This window comes from Gammaproteobacteria bacterium (genome assembly GCA_029884425.1).
Taxonomy (GTDB): Bacteria; Pseudomonadota; Gammaproteobacteria; order S012-40; family S012-40; genus JAOUHV01.
The window spans coordinates 1-17234 of the sequence record JAOUHV010000057.1; the positions used below are offsets into that span (position 1 = coordinate 1).

Annotated in this window: 18 protein-coding genes; 9 read left to right on the forward strand and 9 right to left on the reverse strand. The window is 51.5% G+C overall.

The features are described 5' to 3' along the window. Positions 1-712: hypothetical protein (locus OEW58_12390; GenBank protein ID MDH5302148.1), on the reverse strand; the 712-nt coding region annotated here is incomplete at its 3' end. 263 nt (positions 713-975) lie between these two features. Here OEW58_12390 and OEW58_12395 point away from each other — a divergent pair. Further along, entirely contained in the window at positions 976-2460 is a 1485-nt protein-coding gene (locus OEW58_12395) for a diguanylate cyclase (GenBank protein ID MDH5302149.1), read from the forward strand. Positions 2461-2516: 56 nt separating this feature from the next. Here the strand turns inward: OEW58_12395 and OEW58_12400 are convergent, their stop codons facing one another. Together OEW58_12400 and OEW58_12405 are read right to left on the reverse strand one after the other, a co-directional pair. After that, a complete protein-coding gene (locus OEW58_12400; GenBank protein ID MDH5302150.1) occupies positions 2517-3386 on the reverse strand; it encodes an arsenite methyltransferase in 870 nt (289 codons plus the stop codon). After that, on the reverse strand, positions 3383-3721 hold the full coding sequence (locus OEW58_12405; GenBank protein ID MDH5302151.1) for a metalloregulator ArsR/SmtB family transcription factor: 339 nt from the start codon (positions 3719-3721) through the stop codon (positions 3383-3385). Before OEW58_12405 ends, OEW58_12400 begins: the two co-directional genes overlap by 4 nt. 117 nt (positions 3722-3838) lie before the next feature. Here OEW58_12405 and OEW58_12410 point away from each other — a divergent pair, with 117 nt between their 5' ends. Further along, positions 3839-4654 carry a hypothetical protein gene (locus OEW58_12410; protein MDH5302152.1) on the forward strand — a complete coding sequence of 272 codons (816 nt, stop codon included), beginning with the start codon at positions 3839-3841 and terminating at the stop codon, positions 4652-4654. Here OEW58_12410 and OEW58_12415 read toward each other — a convergent pair. Then, a complete protein-coding gene (locus OEW58_12415) occupies positions 4629-5411 on the reverse strand; it encodes a hypothetical protein (GenBank protein ID MDH5302153.1) in 783 nt (260 codons plus the stop codon). The two genes, OEW58_12410 and OEW58_12415, sit on opposite strands and share 26 nt — an antisense overlap. Before the next feature lie 360 nt (positions 5412-5771). Between OEW58_12415 and OEW58_12420 the strand changes: the two genes are divergently transcribed. Further along, positions 5772-6872, forward strand: a complete 1101-nt coding sequence (locus OEW58_12420) for a PAS domain-containing sensor histidine kinase (protein MDH5302154.1) — start codon at positions 5772-5774, stop codon at positions 6870-6872. Between the two features lie 21 nt (positions 6873-6893). Here OEW58_12420 and OEW58_12425 read toward each other — a convergent pair whose 3' ends face one another. From OEW58_12425 to OEW58_12435, 3 genes are all read right to left on the reverse strand, one after another. Next, positions 6894-7490 carry a chemotaxis protein CheD gene (locus OEW58_12425; GenBank protein ID MDH5302155.1) on the reverse strand — a complete coding sequence of 199 codons (597 nt, stop codon included), beginning with the start codon at positions 7488-7490 and terminating at the stop codon, positions 6894-6896. Between the two features lie 95 nt (positions 7491-7585). Next, entirely contained in the window at positions 7586-8110 is a 525-nt protein-coding gene (locus tag OEW58_12430) for a DUF4442 domain-containing protein (protein ID MDH5302156.1), read from the reverse strand. 23 nt (positions 8111-8133) lie between these two features. After that, on the reverse strand, positions 8134-8982 hold the full coding sequence (locus OEW58_12435; GenBank protein MDH5302157.1) for a DUF3025 domain-containing protein: 849 nt from the start codon (positions 8980-8982) through the stop codon (positions 8134-8136). A gap of 131 nt (positions 8983-9113) precedes the next feature. Between OEW58_12435 and OEW58_12440 the strand changes: the two genes are divergently transcribed. The 6 genes from OEW58_12440 (at position 9114) to OEW58_12465 (ending at position 15209) form a co-directional block, all read left to right on the forward strand. After that, positions 9114-9404, forward strand: coding sequence for an SET domain-containing protein (locus OEW58_12440; protein MDH5302158.1), 291 nt, complete (start codon positions 9114-9116; stop codon positions 9402-9404). Positions 9405-9525: 121 nt separating this feature from the next. Further along, entirely contained in the window at positions 9526-11286 is a 1761-nt protein-coding gene (locus OEW58_12445) for a porin family protein (GenBank protein ID MDH5302159.1), read from the forward strand. Positions 11287-11290: 4 nt separating this feature from the next. Continuing rightward, entirely contained in the window at positions 11291-12508 is a 1218-nt protein-coding gene (locus OEW58_12450) for a DUF6175 family protein (GenBank protein ID MDH5302160.1), read from the forward strand. A 30-nt stretch (positions 12509-12538) separates the two neighbouring features. After that, the gene (locus OEW58_12455; protein ID MDH5302161.1) at positions 12539-13126 is read left to right on the forward strand and encodes an LPP20 family lipoprotein; all 588 of its coding nucleotides are present in this window, start codon (positions 12539-12541) and stop codon (positions 13124-13126) included. Between the two features lie 58 nt (positions 13127-13184). Next, entirely contained in the window at positions 13185-14276 is a 1092-nt protein-coding gene (locus OEW58_12460) for a hypothetical protein (GenBank protein MDH5302162.1), read from the forward strand. A 72-nt stretch (positions 14277-14348) separates the two neighbouring features. Then, positions 14349-15209, forward strand: coding sequence for a DMT family transporter (locus OEW58_12465; protein MDH5302163.1), 861 nt, complete (start codon positions 14349-14351; stop codon positions 15207-15209). Here OEW58_12465 and OEW58_12470 read toward each other — a convergent pair. Both OEW58_12470 and OEW58_12475 read right to left on the reverse strand, forming a co-directional pair. After that, positions 15206-16915 carry a protein kinase gene (locus tag OEW58_12470; protein ID MDH5302164.1) on the reverse strand — a complete coding sequence of 570 codons (1710 nt, stop codon included), beginning with the start codon at positions 16913-16915 and terminating at the stop codon, positions 15206-15208. The genes OEW58_12465 and OEW58_12470 overlap by 4 nt on opposite strands. 48 nt (positions 16916-16963) lie before the next feature. Further along, positions 16964-17234: MFS transporter (locus OEW58_12475; protein MDH5302165.1), on the reverse strand; the 271-nt coding region annotated here is incomplete at its 5' end.

Genomic DNA, 17234 nt, shown 5'->3' on the forward strand with positions numbered 1-17234 from the left:
TTTGTGTGTAAGTTTGCAATCGTTTACGCCAGCCGGGCAGCCAGCGCGTTTCATCACGCGGCGCATTGTGCACCCGCCGAGTCAGCACCACGTCAGCGGCACGGGAAAATTCAGCGACCGGATCACGGCTGTCGGATTTCATCTCCAGCAAAACCTGCAACAACCCCCAGCCTTCGCCCTGATAACGCTCTTTTTCTGCGATGCCTTCACCTTTGAAATTCACATAATCGATCAGCGCATAAACGCCGGCAGGCTGCTGTAGCAATTGCTGTATGCGTTGTTGTATCAGCAGTCGCTGCTTGGCATCGGTAACGTGGGCCAGCAAGGCAGGTTGGCTTTGCTGCCAGCGTTGAAGAATAAATTGCATTTGCTCGGTGAAAGTATGCTGCAGTAATTTCTGCAATTGCAGCGTTCTTGCACTGTTTCGTTCGGCCAGGAATTGTTCGCGTGATTGCCAAGGCGCTGTGCGCTGGGTTTTGAGCCAATCTGGGCACAACGGATGTTTGCTCAACAGCGGAATTAACTGCGGAAAACTTTCCTTAAAAGGCGCCTGAACACCTTGTGGAAACCAAATGAAATGGCCGATGCCCAGCGATGGGAAATCTTCGCCAGCATTCCACACCAGCAGGTTTTCTGTTTTACCCGCACCTTCATTTTGCCAAATCTGCTGGCCGATGCGTTGGGTGTCCTCTTTGGAAATGGTGACTGGCATTGGTGAGCCATTGACTGCGGAACCAAAGAAAGTCAAAGAGAGGTAGACCATTACATTAAAACAAACGTGGTATAGGCGCATAATTCTTCACGGTACTGAGTTGGTTACATCATACGTGAATTAATTTCGCTATACGATCGAAGATCGTTTACAAATTTTAACTTTTATTGTTTGTCTGTCGTCCGAAAAACAAGAGGTACGGAGGACGGGGGAGAGGACGGTAACAGGGATGCGGCGTTAAATATAACGCACGAGGGGCTGCCATGAACGGTCGCCGTAAGCTTAATCTTATCGCAGTGGTATTTTTAACGCTGCTGTTTGTAGTCTGTATTAGTTTGGTTCTGCTTTATCAATCGGCATATCGCCAGTATCAAAACAATCTAGTAAACGTGGTGCGTAGCAATGCAAATTTGATTCGCGCGGTGCAGCGTTTTGATGCTGTCGAGAGTCAAGATGTCATGCCTGGTGGCGCATCTGCGGCAACGCTCAGTCAATTAATTGATGCGCAAAATTCCTATCAGGGGTTTGGCAAGACGGATGAGTTGTTATTGGTGGTTGCCGCACCTGATGGTGGTGGTTTTCTGAATCGCCAACGGTTCGGCGCGCAGCAACAATTTATTCCCCTGCCTGAAAATCCCAAACTGGCCATGCCTGCGCGGCGGGCAATTGCAGAAAACAGTGGAGTGATGGAGGGATTGGACTATCGTGGCGAGCCGGTATTGGCTGCCTATGAATGGGTGGATGGGTTGAATGTTGGGCTGGTGGCAAAAATTGATTTAGAGGAAATTCGCGAGCCGTTTGAGGCTGAAGCCATGAAGCTGGTGGGTATTGCCATGGTTTTGAGTATTTTTGTTTCGGTTTATATCTACCGGGTGGGACAGGATTTTGAGCAACGCCTGGCGAATACGGCGGAAAAGTTTCGATTGTTGCTGGAGTCTTCTGCCGATGGCATTTTTGGGGTAGATCTCAACGGGAGTTGTACTTTTGCAAATCCGGCTTGTGCAACTATGTTTGGCTGTGGCGACAGTCATCAGTTGCTGGGTATGAACATGCAACAGTTTTTTCAGTATGAAGAGAATGAGTATTACTATCGATTGTTGCGAACAGACGGAAGTTCGGTGCCAGTGGAATACACCGAGCGCCCGCTGAAAAATAACGGACGATGCTTGGGAGCCGTAGTACGGTTTTTTGATATCAGTGAACGGTTGGAGGCAGAACGAGATGTGCGTTTCAGGGCCACCCACGATGCTGGAACCGGGTTGATCAATCGCACTGAATTTGAACGGCGACTGAAAGAAGTTTTGAAAAGCCATGGGGAAAATAATCACTGTCTGCTTTATCTGGATTTGGATCACTTTAAAACTGTAAACGATACAGCCGGGCATGCGGCGGGTGACCAATTGCTAAAGAACGCATGTGAGCTTATTCAGGGGCGGCTACGCAAGCGTGATATTTTTGCACGCACGGGTGGTGATGAGTTTGCCATTATTTTGGAAAATTGTTCATTGCAAGATGCTGCATGTATCGCCGATGGTATTGTGAATGCTGTTGCTGGGTATGAATTCGAGTGGGAAGGGAAAAAGTTTCAGGTTGGGGTCAGCATCGGTGTACAAAAGATGCTGGCGAGACTGACATTGGAGCAATTGATGGCAAGTGCTGATGCCGCGTGTTACGAGGCAAAGCGTCACGGGCGATCACGAATCTGGATTGCGGAACAGTCGCCAGAAAAGTTGAAAAAAACAGGCTAGACGCATGTGCCGGATTTATCCCGCCACCCGATCATGGGTGGCGGGATTGATTATCATCAGCAGCAGCCAGGTGGGCAGCAGCGTGGTTTGGGTTTGATGGCTTCGATGGTGGCCGACACAACATAGTCGGTGATGTTGTGACCTGGTGCCCAGTCGCGAATGAATTCCTTGGATTCATCTTTAGGCTCGATGCGGATATTGCTGAAGCCTGCGTCCTGCATCATCTGTTGCAGTTCTTCAACCAGTGACGCGTTACCCATGCAGCCGGCAATTAGCTGTGGATCATTGCGCATGGATTCGGGCAGTTCGACTGTAGCGACCACGTCAGAAATGGCCAGACGACCACCGGCTTTGAGCACGCGGAACGCATCGCGGAAAACTTGCGGTTTGTTGGGTGAAAGATTGATGACGCAGTTGGAGATAATGACGTCGACGCTGTCATCGGCCACAGGCAGATGTTCGATTTCACCCAGACGGAATTCAACATTGTTGAACTTGCCTTTCACTGCATTGTTGCGCGCTTTGCTGAGCATATCTGGCGTCATGTCCACGCCGATAACGTGGCCAGTGTTGCCCACTTCGCGTGCCGCCAGAAAAGCATCAAAGCCGCCGCCTGATCCCAAATCAACGACCACTTCGCCGGGTTTCAGCGAGGCAATGGCGCGGGGGTTGCCACAGCCCAGGCCCATGTCGGCGCCGCTGGGGACGGTGGCCAGGTCATCTTCGCTGTAACCCAGGCGGGTTGAAATCAGGGTGTTGATGGCAGCATCGTCGGAAACACCGCAGCAACTGGATTCCGGGCCGCAGCTGCTGCCGGCATTGCTGGCCTGGGCAACTTTGCTGTAGGCATCACGAACCTGCTGGCGGTGGTCATCGTGTTGCGCGTGATTGGTGTCGGGTTTGGCCGGGGGGCAGCATTGACTCATGACGTTTCTCCTTGCGGGACAGGGATGTTAAAAAAGGCGCCGATCTGGGCCAGCGGCTCCGGATCGACCCAGCATACGACGTTTTTACCTTGACGCTCCATTTGGATCAGGCCGGCGCGATGCAGCTCCTTCAGGTGGTGCGAGAGGGTCGACGGGGCGATTTCCAGGCCATCTCCCAGCGAGCCAACGCAAACCCCCATGGCTTGTTCGGCATTGCAGCGTGTACCGGGGGCGCAACAGCTGACCAGGCGATGCAGCAGGGCGAGGCGATGGGGATTGCCCAGGGCCTTGAAAATAAGCGCGAGTTGCTGGTGGTTAATTGTACAGTTCGACATGTTTCGAATTATGGAATTTATCGGGTATTTTGTCAATCATCCGGATGGGTAGGGTGATTTTTTGTGATGAGCGGCGTAGAGTATGGCGCTTGCCATTGAAGCCGGAGGGAAGGGTAGATGTCTGATGCCAAAGAAGAAAAAGAGGAAGCAGTGGTGCCTGTGGCGAGCGGTTTGCTGCAGAGGGCAGCCGATGCGTTTCTAAAACCCTCGGTGATCACCGTGCTGGTTGCCGCCTTGTTTGGTCCGCCCACCGTCGAGCAAATTAATCAGCAAATCGAAAACGCCAAAATTGATGCCGAACGGGTAAAGAGCCAGCGGGAGTTGCAGACCGAGATTTTGGCCAAGTTGCTCGAATATGCCAATTCCGGTGGTACGGATGCGAAGGCAATGCAAAAAATCAGTGTGCTGACGTCGATTGTCAAAGATAACGAGCAGGCGTTTGGTCTGGTGTTCCCCTCAGTGCCGGAATTGATCGCTCAAAGTCAGCGCTTTGAGCGCAACAAGCTGGGTATGGAAATAGCCAGCTTGACAGAGACACTGGCGGCTCAGGATAAAACGATAAAACTGCTGGAAATTGAATTGACCCGGCACAGTGCGCTGGTTGGCAGCGCAGCGGATCAGGCAAAGCAGGTGAAAAAGCTGGTCGAGGTACAAGTCAATCTTGATCAGGAGCGGGTGGCGCGTACAGCGATCGAGGCATCGCTCAACAGCCGCAAGGAACAATTGGCAACCCTGGATCGCTTTATTGAGCAAGAGTCTCGCGTCAGCGAGGATAAGCTCGGCGAGTTGGTAAAAAGGCTGAAATCGGAAAAGCTGGATCAGCAGCAACTGGCCAAGCTGGCTGAAGAAGTGTTGCTGCAGGCCCAGAGCCAGCGGGCGCAACTCAGACAGCTGGGAGCGCCGGTGCTTAGTTCGGCGCAGGATTCACAGTAATAAACCGCAGCGCGGGCTGGCTGCTGATTTGGGCCAGCTCGTGCAGATTTGAATTGGTCTGGCTGAGTTCCTTCATGGCCTTTTTGAAAAAAGGCCGCAGCGAACTTTTCAAATACGTGGTCACTTCTTTCTCGTTAACTTGTTTCAGCGAGCAAAACATGGCGAGCGCGTAGGTCGCTTCGTCCTGCGACAAAAAGCCCTGACGTTCCGTGGCGGCACACCTGCAGCTGCCACAGCCGCCGCCCCGGTATGGGCTGGCAGTATTGGCCAGCATGATGCCAAACCCCAGGTAGATGGCCAGCAATTCCGTCATGAGCGGCCACTGGTCCGCTTCACAGGGCGGGGGCGTTTTGGCCTGAAGCCCCAGATGATGAGCCAGAACGTGCGCATAGTTGGCAATCAACACCTCCGGCGCACTGACTTGTTGGGGTTCGTAGCCAATATCCAGCCAGGTGGACGATTGGGTCGCCAATTCTGTTGTTGCCGAGAGTGTACCCTCTGGCATCTGGTGGATGTCTACCGCGCGTACTGGCCAATGACTCAGGCCTGCATGGCGTTGGACGTGGCCGAGTATCAGCGATGCCATACCGTGCACCGAGTTTTCCCGACCGGGGAAATGTTGATCATTGGGCTGGATCAGGGCGCTACCCGCAAAGGCGTCGCTGCCAAAGTTCGTCAGGCACCAGCCGAAGCCTTGGTGCAGCCAGAGGGCTGCCTCTTCGGGCAACAAAGGGGTTTTTTTGAATAAATTCAGCATGTCAGTATCAATATCGAGATCTATTCGCCGTTATGAGTAGAACGGTTTAAAACCGGGAAAAAACTAGCAGTTAGCACCAATGTACTATGAAAAAACCTTACAGCTATTCCGCTAAATGGACAAGTCGCTTCGGGCAGTTTGACCTATTTCAGGGATGCTTGCAAAGGACAACACGGATGTACCAAAACAGCAATTATTCCCTATTTTCAAACGATGCATGCCGTGCCTGTGGCAGGCCCGGGTGGTTGTGGATGTGAGCGAGACAAGGGAGTATTGATGTGATGAGCGACCAGCAAATCGTCGGCGTTCTTTGTCAGAGGGTAACGGTTTGTAACAGTTTCTGCCTGGATTGTTTTGTCTATGCTTGCTGATTCCCCTTCCGCATTTTCGATGCTGGCGACAGTGGAATGGGATGCCAAGTCGCAGCATATTCTTCATTGGGATTCAGTGGCCGAGCAATGGTTCGGTTATGCCGCTGCGCAGGCATTAGGGCGGTCGTTGTTCCAGATCTTGTGTACTCCCAGCGAGCGTGCCCGCGTTATTGCTGAACTTGAACAGGTATTGCAGAGCGGTCAAGCCGTGGCGCAAACCATACGTAATCGTACCAAGGATGGTCGCGAACTGGTGTGCGAATGGCGGCATTTACCTAAATCTGATGGGCAGATGACGCGTGTGGTATCTACCGTGGCGCAAGCGACTGTCGAAACAGGCAAAGCAATTCAGAATCACTCTACCAGTACAGCCATGCAGGTGAAGAGCCGATGGCTGGCAAATATCAGTCATGAATTCAGAACCCCGCTCAATGCCATTATTGGCTTTACGGATCTGTTGACTGGAGATGTCTCATTGAGTGCCGAGCAGTTGGATTACGTAACGGAAATCCGCAATGCCGGAGAGCATCTGTTGTCGTTGGTGAATGATGTGTTGCTGCTGTCACAGATTGAAAACGGCACACTGAACCTGGAGTCAGGGCCGGTATCCATGCATGAGGTGCTGGGCAGTGCGCTGACAATGATTCGCCCAATTGCCTTTGATCACCAAATAACCCTGGGTATGATGCCTGATGTGCGTGGTGTCTATGTGCAGGGCGATAAACGTCGAATTACCCAGGTGCTGCTGAATTTGTTGTCGAACGCGATAAAGTACAATCGTGCAGATGGCAGGGCGGATGTGTTCTGTGAGCTTGAAGATTCGCAGCTATTGATTTGCGTCAGCGATACCGGCATTGGAATCGCTGATGCTGACATGGAAAAGTTGTTTGTGCCATACCAGCGGGTGGGAAAGCATCACTACAAAGTAGACGGCACCGGCTTGGGACTGTCGATCAGTCGCTGGCTGGTTGAGCAGATGGGCGGCAAGTTGTTTGTTGAGAGCTGTGAGGGCATAGGCAGTTGTTTTTACTTGCAGCTACCCATAGCTAACCGGGTTGATAGAATTATCGGCGAACGCAGAATAGCCTGAATTACTTCTCTGCAGTAGCAATCAGTTCTGTTGCAGAAGGCCTTCCAAATAGATTTTTTCCGCAGTTTTTGTTTCACTCAAAGAGCGCTGGCCCTGCCAAACGCTGAAAACATGGCCGCTGGATGGGTGCATGAAGATTTGCTGTGCACGCGTGCCTGCGACAACGCATTGAGTCACCGGAATATTTTTTTGTTGTAAGTACGCCAATGCAAACTCGATATTTTTCTCGCCAATATTGCTGTTCAAACCGTCGATGACGCTGCCGCCGCCGTAAACTTCTGCGCGCAAATGACTAAGTTTGCCGCCAAGGCCCATTATTTTCTCGATTAACGCATCGATTGCGTACGAACCATAGTTGGCGCGAGGGATGGTGCTGAGCTGCTCTTTGCCAGGATGTGGCAACTTAAAATGGTTCATGCCGCCAATTTTATTAATCGGGTCATACAGGCATACCGCAACGCATGAGCCTAGCAGGGTGGAGATCAGTTCATGCTGCTGTGAAGCGTACAACTCGCCTGCGCCAATGTTAACGATATCGATCTTGCGATTCTGGTCCCAGTGGCGACGTTCGTTGCTGGAGTGTGTCGGCAGGTGTTGTTCTAGCTTGGCTGGAGACACGTTAAATCCCTCGTTAAAAACCGCTTTATATGGCGGCCTGTGCTGAAATAGCGTGAGCGGTTGAGGGCGTTATTTACAAAAGTTAATGATTATAGTTATTCCGAAACAGAATGTTTCGTGCTGGAAACATTTTCCGGCCAGGGCTTTTTGTGACGGACGTACAGCATTTTGTCAGCTTTGGCGATGTTTTCGCCACTTTCATCGACAATGTACACGGTCTTTTGGAATATCAGTTTGGGTTGTTGTTGCAATTGTTGCCGGATATGGGCGATTTCTTCGCTACTGAAATGAAACTCAGCATGCACCGTGCTACGGCCGGGTTTGATAAAGTCAATGCAGGCGCCCTTGTCCCAAACGATAAAGTCATCGCCAAGGATGTTGATGAGCATCATCATGAAAAATGGATCGGTCATCGAATAGAGTGACCCGCCAAAGTGGGTGCCGACGTAATTCTTGTTGTACCAGCGCAGCTTCATTTCTACGCGGATGTAGTGGTAATCGTTGCTGACGTGGCTAATGCGAATGCCGGAGGCGCGAAAAGGTCGCCATTGATTGGCCAGTATGCGCAAAACACTGGGAGGTAGATGTTTGACCGATCGACGCAGTATCTGGGCTAACAAGCGGGTGCTCCTGGTGTGGACTCCTAGCCAGTTGTAGCACGTCTGCCGGGACGAAAATAGCGCTGGTTGTCGTAATAGTGCTCTTGCTGGTTGTCATCGCTCCAGCCGGGCATGCCCAGGATGGGGAAGGGATGCAGGTCTTTTGGTTTGCAGAACTGCTGGCCTTGCTGCAGCACGGCGGCGAGCTGTCGATCAACCTGTTGCAGTTGCTCGTTGAGTGGCAAGGTAAAAAAATCATCATCGACCGTCAGCAGAATTGCATTGGCTGTCATGCCCACGTAAGGCATCAGTGCTTTTTCGTAAACCGCATGGCCGAAGGTGAAGCATTGCAGCTGTTGGGTTAGTTGTGTGCGGTGATGCCAGAACAAATCTTTCCAGCGAAATTCGCGGACCATTTGCAGCAGTTGCTCGTTGCTGCTGACGACAACAGCTCCACCCTCATCGAACAACGACAGCATGTTTTCCAGTGGTGAGCGCGCGCCTTTAATCCCCTGGTTATATCGTTGCCGCGCGGGCTCCAGGTGCAATGAATTGATAATGGCCTTGGTTTGCGGAAACAAAAACCAGCTCAAAAACTGGAAGAAGTCGTGCCAGTTGTGGCGGCGAGTCTGGATTTCACCGCTGAGATAAATGCGGGGTGCGTAGTGCATCTCAAACTGCTCTGGGTGATCGTCCTGGGGCACAACGCGGATGGTGTTGCCGCCTAGGGTGCGGATGGTATCGGGCCAGGCGGCAAGCAATTGCTGGTAGTCGGCCAGCTCGGGCCATTGCTGGTGTGAGGCAAAGTGTCTCAATAGTGGCTCCAGGGGAGCAAACAGCGGTGAGCGGTCGGCAAAATTGGCTTGCCAGGGCACGAGTTGATCAATATTCATACAGTTCTGAAAGGGTAGATAACGGCTAGGGGAATTGTACCTCAGCGGGCGGTGCGGTGAACGATCAACTTGAACGGCCAGGACAATGTCGCTGTGGCAGAATAAGGGATTGTCTGACAGAAGGGGTGAACATGGTTGAAGTGGGTGAAAGTGGGATTCATGGCGTAGGGCTGTTTGCCAGTCAGGCCATTGCCGAGGGTACAGTGATTGGCGTGGTTGAGGGCAGCTATACCCGACGGGATGGGCCGCATGTGCTATGGCTGGATGACTCGACCGGCATCAGGGTGCTCAATGAAATGCGCTATATCAACCATTCGATGACGCCCAATGCGATTTATTATGACGATCTAACGGTTGTCGCGCTGCGCGATATTGCACCCGGCGAGGAAATAACGCATCACTATGGCGATGATTGGCAGTGAGCGTCACAGGGGTTGACAGCAGTATGGCTTTTATCTAACGCTATGCGACGCGAGAAATATTGCGAAACACTAACTGGGATTGATGGCGGCGAGAAGTCGCGCGCATGTGAGGGAAGAAAAAATGAAGGTCGCGGTTATTGCGTGCACACTGTCCGTGTTGTTTGCCGCAAACGTTATGGCGGAAACTGCGCTGCAAAATGATGACAGTCAGCGCAAATATGAACGTAAGGTACAGATGGAGCTGGCAGATATCGGCATGGAAAGCCGCCGAGTGACATCGCCAATCATATACTGCTCTACGGATGATCAACGCTGTTCACCGCGAGGAATCTGGACCTTTGAGGTAAACAAAGCCCTGGAAGCCAAAGCTGCGGCTGAATTGCTGGAGCGTCTGGCGGGCAAGCGCTACGATTTGTTGGCCATCAAATCCGATTCGATCAGCATCACCAGTTTGTCGGAAACCGTGGATGTAAAAGCCAATATAGCGCCGTTTAGTTTTGATACTGGCAGCTATGACAGCTTCAAGCGCGATGTCGACAAATACCTGGACGCGCAAATTGCGCCGCTGCTTGGTTCAGTGCTGATCAAGGCCAAGGACGCGCGTTATCAAGAGTTGCCGGACAAGGAAAAAGCAACTTTCCTCAGTGATATCGCCAAAGAAACCAGCGTGCCAGCCGATGTGATTGGCAAATTGATGAATTCTGCTTTCGTGTTTTCTTTCTATGCCCACGAAAGCGGCGGCTCAATTACCATTACCCGCCTCAGTCTGGGTGGTTTGCCGGTATTCAATATTTCGTTCAGTGTCTCCATGCGTGTCAAAGTGCTCATTCATCGCTTTGACGCGGAGAGCGGCAAATTTGTGGTTTACGATGAAATTGTTGGCGAGTCGGGTTCCTCGTCGGCCAGCGATCGTGTGGTTGGCGTTTTTCCGATACAGACCAGTCAGGACAATTTATTCGAACGTGCCTACATGACTGCAGCAAAAGCGGCGGGTATACACGCCAATACCAAACTGAAGGAGGATGACAATTTCTCCATCTTTGGCACCATTGATGAAGTTGACGGCAGATATTTCTACAGCAACATGGGTGAAAACGAGGACTTGCGAATAGATGCGCCGTATACCATTTCGCAGACCACCGATAATGGCAAACAGCAAACCGGTTGGAGCAAGGTAAGAGCGGTGGCTGATTCGGATCTGTATAAAACCAGTCCCGGCGAATATCGCTCCCAATTTCAGTTGGTAGACGGTGCGATGGAGTACAAGGATCAGCTGCGCGAAGTCCCATGGACCGGCGTATTTTTCAATATAGGCGGCGGCACATTGCCCTATACATTGGAAAAAATCGATCAGGATCCGGCTGCCGGGGGCGGAAGCATGGGAGGCTTGTTCCTGGGTGTGAAAATGGACCTGGGCTATATGTTCAACAAGGCCGCATTCTCGGAAAAATGGCTGGCTCTTGATTTGTTCCTCGGTGCGGGCGGTGAAGACATCAGCCGTAACGGTGTGGTTACCCATACCGCGCCAACGATTTCATACTACGGATTGTCAGTTGCGCATCGCTATAACCTGGGATCTGGTTTGTACACCGGTTTTAACTATGGTTACGGTGGCATTGATTTGAACGCAGTGGGCAAAAATGGCGCGGCTGAGATTGATGTCAAGTCGGGAGCATTCAAGCTGGGGGCGAACTTGGGCTATATGTTTTCGCCTACCACCGAAATTTTTGCTAACGTAGATTACTACGAGCCAGTGGCATCGACAGCGGAACAAAAGGATGCACCCACGGCCAATGCCGATGTTGTCGGCGGGTGGGCTGCGTTGGTCGGCGTGTCCTTCCATATTCGTTCGATTGGCAGTCTTGCATCTATGATGAGGTAATGGAATGAAAAACAAACGTATTCTGTTGGCACTGATGACCGCATCCCTGATCGTGGGTTGCAGCAGTGCACCAAAAAAAGTTGAGCCTGTGGATCTGCGTCCAAAGAGCCACGAGGTACAGGAAGTTGAGAGCACCAGTTCCACTGAAACCATGCTGCGTGCCAGTGGTAAGGGCAGCACGGTAGAGGCTGCGCTGGATGATGCACGTAAGGCCGCGATCTGGTTTTTGCTGAATGCCGGCGACAAACCCATGCTGAAAACCGCTGAAGAGCGCAACAACATGGCGCGTTTCGAGCAGGAGTTGTATGGTTCGTATGACCGTTTCATTCGTTTCACCAGCGATCTGAAATCCAAAAAGAAAGTCGGTGAATCCACCGTGGTCGAAGTTCTGGTTCGCATTGATGTGCAGATGTTGCGTGATTATCTGCAGGACAAACAGGTCATTTCCTCAACCAGTGATCTGGTGGATCAAGTAGGCTTGCCCAGCATTTCGATCGTGGCGTCAGACTCGTCCGGCAATGTGGACGTGGCTAAAAACACCGTCGGCGAATACCTGACCGACCGCAGTTTTGAAGTGAACGTGGTGGAGCAGTCAGGCAAGCTCAATGATTTGATCGGCAAAGTTGCCAAGTTGTCAGGCAATGTTGATCCGGCCTACGCCTGGGCACTGGAATCCGGCAGTGATGTGTACATCGACGTCAAGAGCAACACCCAGTTGGGCGAAGTCAGTGGCGTGGGTACCAAAAAAGCATCCGTGACTGCCAAGGCGTTTGAAACATCCACTGGCCGTCAGTTGGCAGCAACCACAGGTCACTCGTCTGAGCGCGCATCGTCAGGTTATGACTCGCTGATCCAGGAAGCGGCCAACGACGTGGCTGACAAGCTGATTTCGCAAATTCGCAAAGCCTGGTTGGAAGATGCAGCCAAGGGCAAGAGCTTCAAGGTGGTCGTGTTTACCACCGAATCACAGGGTAGCCAGGTGGATGCCGCGGTATACGGCGCACTCAAATCGGTAGCCAGCGGCACGGTGAAGCGTTTGGCTGCAGGCAAGAGCACGTTCCAGTATCAGCTGAAAGTGAAAGATGTAGCCAACGCATTTGACCTGATGGAAAAACTCAACGGCAAATATCGTGGCCCGGGTGAGCTGAAACGTGAAATGGAATCCGGTACGTTGCTGGTGCTGAAAGCCGGCAGTGGCGACATTGAAATCAACGTCGAATAAATTTCAGCAACGAGGAAATAGGAGATCACCATGAAAAAATTAATCGCATTATCTCTGCTGCTGGGTGTGGCTGTGACCTTGGCCGGTTGCGGCGGCAAGCCTGTACGCGAAGCGGACATCGAACCCGATTGCGTGTTCCCCAACACCAAAGAAGCGGCACCTGGCTGGGTGTGTGACGAACCTGTTGCTGGTCTGGAAGTGCAGGCCGTCGGTGTTGCTGAGGCCACCAACGCAGGCATCAGCTTCCAGAAAGACATGGCAGCAGCGGATGCGCGCGGTCGTCTGGCCGAGCAGTTCAAAACGCGCGTTGAGAAAATGGTCAAAAAATACCTGGGTACCACTGGCGTAGGTGTTACCGAAACGGTGGATGCGGCCGCGAGCAGCACGCTGAAAACCATTACCGATCAAACGTTGCAAGGCTCGAAAGTGTACAAGAGCCGCACCGCACCGGATGGTCGTTTGTTTGTACTGATGGGCTTGGATGCAGCGATGGCTGAACGCAACGCAGCTTCCGCGCTCAAGACCAGCATGGGTAACGACCAGGCGTTGTGGCAGCAATTCCAGGCCAAAAAGTCATTTGATGAACTGGCTGCCGAAATCTCCAAAACGGCTCCCTGATTTTTTGCACAAAAGCGAAATCCGCCTGCATTCGCAGGCGGATTTTTAGGGTGAGCGCATGATCAGCTACCGCATTTTTTTTTCGTTACTACTGCTGCTAACGTTTTCGACGACACAGGCAGCAAACTTTGTATTGCAGGCAGAGGGTTCCGGTGACGACATTGCCCAGGCCAAAGCCTCTGCACTGACAAATTTGAGTCAACAAGTTATTTCCCGTGTCGAGTCAGAGTTCAGTTCTGACGTGGCAGTCAGCAACGCCGACGTTAACAAAAATATCCGCAGCAAAAAGAAAATCAGTTCCGATATTCTGTTCAAAAACGTCAAATATGTTGATGAGCGCAAGGACGGCAACGCCATTCGTGTGGTGGCCGGACTGGATCGCGCAGCGGTCGAAGACACCATCAAATTCATGCGTGAAAAATTAGCCGTCGATCTGGATTTGCTCAATGGCGATCAGCGTCAGGAAGCGTTATTGATCAGTCAGCAGTTAAGTGCGCTGCTGCACAGTGTTGCCAATGCAAACATTGTCGACGCGCCAGCCATGGCCAACTGGGTGGAGGCACGCCGGGTCGAGTTGCTCAAACGGATGAATCAGGGCAAGGTGATTTTTGTCAGCGACGTGAATGACTATCAGGTTGAGGTTGATGGACTGGAACGGGAGTCGGGCGAGTTTTTGGCGCAGGGTGAATACAGCTTTGTGGCCAAAGCAGCAAAGCATCGTGACATCAGTGGTCGTTTCAGTGTTTCTGCCGGACGAGAGACCAAAATCGATTTGCCGTTCATAGAGAAAGTCGAAGGCCAGAAAATCAGCCTGGAAATCATTGGTGCTGAGCAGTTGCGTGCTCAGGCGAGCGAGACATTGGCAAGCCTGGGGATGCAGGTACAGCCGGGAATGAAGCATAAACTGGAATTGACCCTGACAGACGATATCACGAGAGTTGAAGGCTTTGTGATTCACCAGCTCAAGCTAAAACTGATTGCTTACAAGGGCGAGCAGCAAACCAAGAAACTGGTCGCCAAATCCAAACTGACCTTGCAGGGAAGTGATCCTGCCAAGCTGTTGGCGACCCAGCAGCAGCTAATCGGCAAGGGCATTGCTTCACTGATGGCTGAGATGGATCTGCGCGGGTATTTTGCGACCAACGAATAGGCCGCGCGGATTCAGGCGCCATGATTCGCCATTGCGGCGAATCGTTCAATGTTCATTCATCAGGCGGTAAGCATGTCACCAGCAGTACCTGTGATCGTTTTGTTATTCAGCTCCTTCTTGTGGGCGCTGACCTGGATGCCGCTGAAATATTTCGCTGCTGCGGGTATTGGCGGCTTGTGGGTGGTTTTTGTCGCATTTGGTGTTGCCAGCCTGGCGATTATGCCGATGTTGTTGCGGATCTTGCCTGGGCTCGGACGGCATTGGCGCATGTTTTTGCTAATGGTGTTGCTGGGTGGTTTCGCCAATTTTGCTTTTACCCTGGCGATCGTCGAAGGCGATGTCATTCGCGTCATGATGCTGTTCTTCCTAGCGCCGGTATGGGGTGTGTTGGGGGGCAGGTTTTTTCTTGGTGAGAAAATCGATCTGCAGCGCAAGCTGGCAGTAGCTACAGCCATTGTAGGTGGTTTTCTGGTGTTGGGTGGCATGGAAATGTTTTCGACGCCACCGACCGCCATTGATGTTCTGGCGCTGGCAGCGGGTTTTGCATTTGCGATGAATAATGTCGCCTGTCGCAAAGAGCAGGTCATGGTGATGACCGGTAAAATTGGCGCGGTATTTTTAGGCTGTACGCTGATGAGCGGGATTTATCTGCTGATCGGAAACGTGCCTGTGCCTCAGGTGGATAATGCCGACTGGCTCTGGTTGGTGGGCTACGGTCTGGCGTGGATGTTGGTGGCCACCCTGGCGACGCAGTGGGCAGTAACGCATATGGAAGCGGGACGCGCTTCTATCATTCTTATTTCCGAATTGCTGGTGTCGGTAGCGACAGCCTCGATATTTGGCGGTGAACAGATGAGCCAAATCGAAATGATCGGTGGCGTGCTGATTCTGTTGGCGACGGTGCTAGAAGCAGTGAGAATTCGGCGAAATTAGTCGTGAAGCAGCGCAAACAACAGCAGGAAATTGACCAGCAACAATAATCCAGCAAGTGTTTTCCAAAATGCCAATGGCGATTTTTGGATCAAGGGTAAATTTTTTTTCACTAGTGCAGGATTGGGCTTGCACAGATCGGCAAAAAATTCCGATAAGGTCGAGTAGCGTAGTTCGGGGTTAATCTGTGTGGCTTTTTCAATCGCCGCATCCACCCATGCAGGAACAGCGTCGTTTAGGTCGCGCAATGACGTGTACCTGGCCTGCGTTAGGCTGCGAACTGAAGCAATTTTCCCGTAGGGTAATTGGCCACTTAGCATTTCATAAGCAATAACGCCCAGCGAGTATATGTCGGAGCGATTGCTGGCGGGTTTATTCAAAAAATATTCAGGTGCCGCATAGTCCCAGGTGCCAGCCGGTGATGAGCTTATCCATGGGCCGCGTCCTTCCGCCAAGCCTGGAATATGGGCAGAACCAAAATCAATAATTTTAACCACGCCATCACGGTTGATCATGATGTTGGCGGGTTTCAAGTCCTGATGCAGCATTTCAAGTCGATGGAATGCACGCACACCGCGAATGACTTGCTCGATTATTCCGCGCATAAGATTGATGTCAGCGCATGGGTGGTCATTCATCCATTGTTCCAGTGTCTGACCATCCAGATATTCACTCACGTAGTATAAAAAACGGCGCGGCTGGGTGCTGGGCCTGATGGCCAATACATGCGTGTTGTCGACCCGGCGTGCTACCCATTCTTCATGCAAAAAACGATCGATGTAAAGCGGGTCATCAAGAAAATTGCGCGAGGGTGTTTTCAGCGCAACCTCTTCGTCGTTGCTGAGATTGCGAGCCAAATAAACCTGCGATCGACTGCTAGCGTGAAGTTCGCGAATGATTTTATAACCTTCAAAAATTAATCCAGTCTCAAGTTCGGGAGGGAATGGCAGTTCTGCCAATTGCTGATAAAACTCATCCTCGTTAAGACGCGGTAACTGATTAATTCGGATAATCTGGCAAGTAACATTATCATCACTACCTGCTTTGATTGCTGCAGCGGCAATTGCCTGACTGGCAGCATCCGGTCGATCTAAAAATTGATGATAAATATCGCGTAAATTATTGGGTGACAGAAATTCGTGGATGCCATCAGTCGTCATCAAAAATGTGTCGCCAATCTGGATTGGGCAAGCGAGGTAATCAACTTCAATGTTGACGTCTGCACCCATGGCTCGACACAAATAGGATTTTGAACCGCTGTTCCATTGGTGGTGGTCGCGGGTTAGACATTCAATGTCATTGCCGCGAAGGTGAAAAATCCGACTGTCGCCAACATGGAAGATGTGCGCTGTCGATGATTTAATGACCAGTGCACTAAACGTGGTTAACATGCCCTGGGCAGAGGATGAAAAATTATGACCGCTGGCATGCAGCCAGCGATTGAGCGCACCAATGACTTGCTGTCCCGCATGTTTCACAGTCCAGGAGTCGGGCGTACTGTAATAATCGTTCAGAAAACCGCTGACGCAGGTGTGTGAGGCTTGCTGCCCAGCTTCACAGGAAGACACGCCATCGGCAATGAGTGCGACTATGCCTTTGGTAGTGATTGAGGCCTCATCGGGCACATGAACACTGCAACAATCTTCATTGATTGGCCGCAGACCCTTGTCACTGAAATAACCAATCTGAACAAAATGGTTGTCTGTCATATAAATTCCGCGAAAGAGCCGACACTATGGCCGGCTCTTTCTATTCTGTTATTTGACATCAATGAGTTCGACGGTGCCATTTTCCAGGACTTCGGCCATCTGTCCTTCCGGTTCATCCAGAAACGCAAGTGTCAGCAACAATACGATGCCTGCAACTACACCGATGAACATGAAGAATTGATCATAACTGAGCTTGGCATTTGCCGTTAAAAAAATAACTGCACCAACATTGCCAAAGGCGCCAGCCATGCCGGCAATTTGTCCAGTCATACGTCGTTGAATCAGCGGCACCATGGCATACACTGCGCCTGATCCAGCC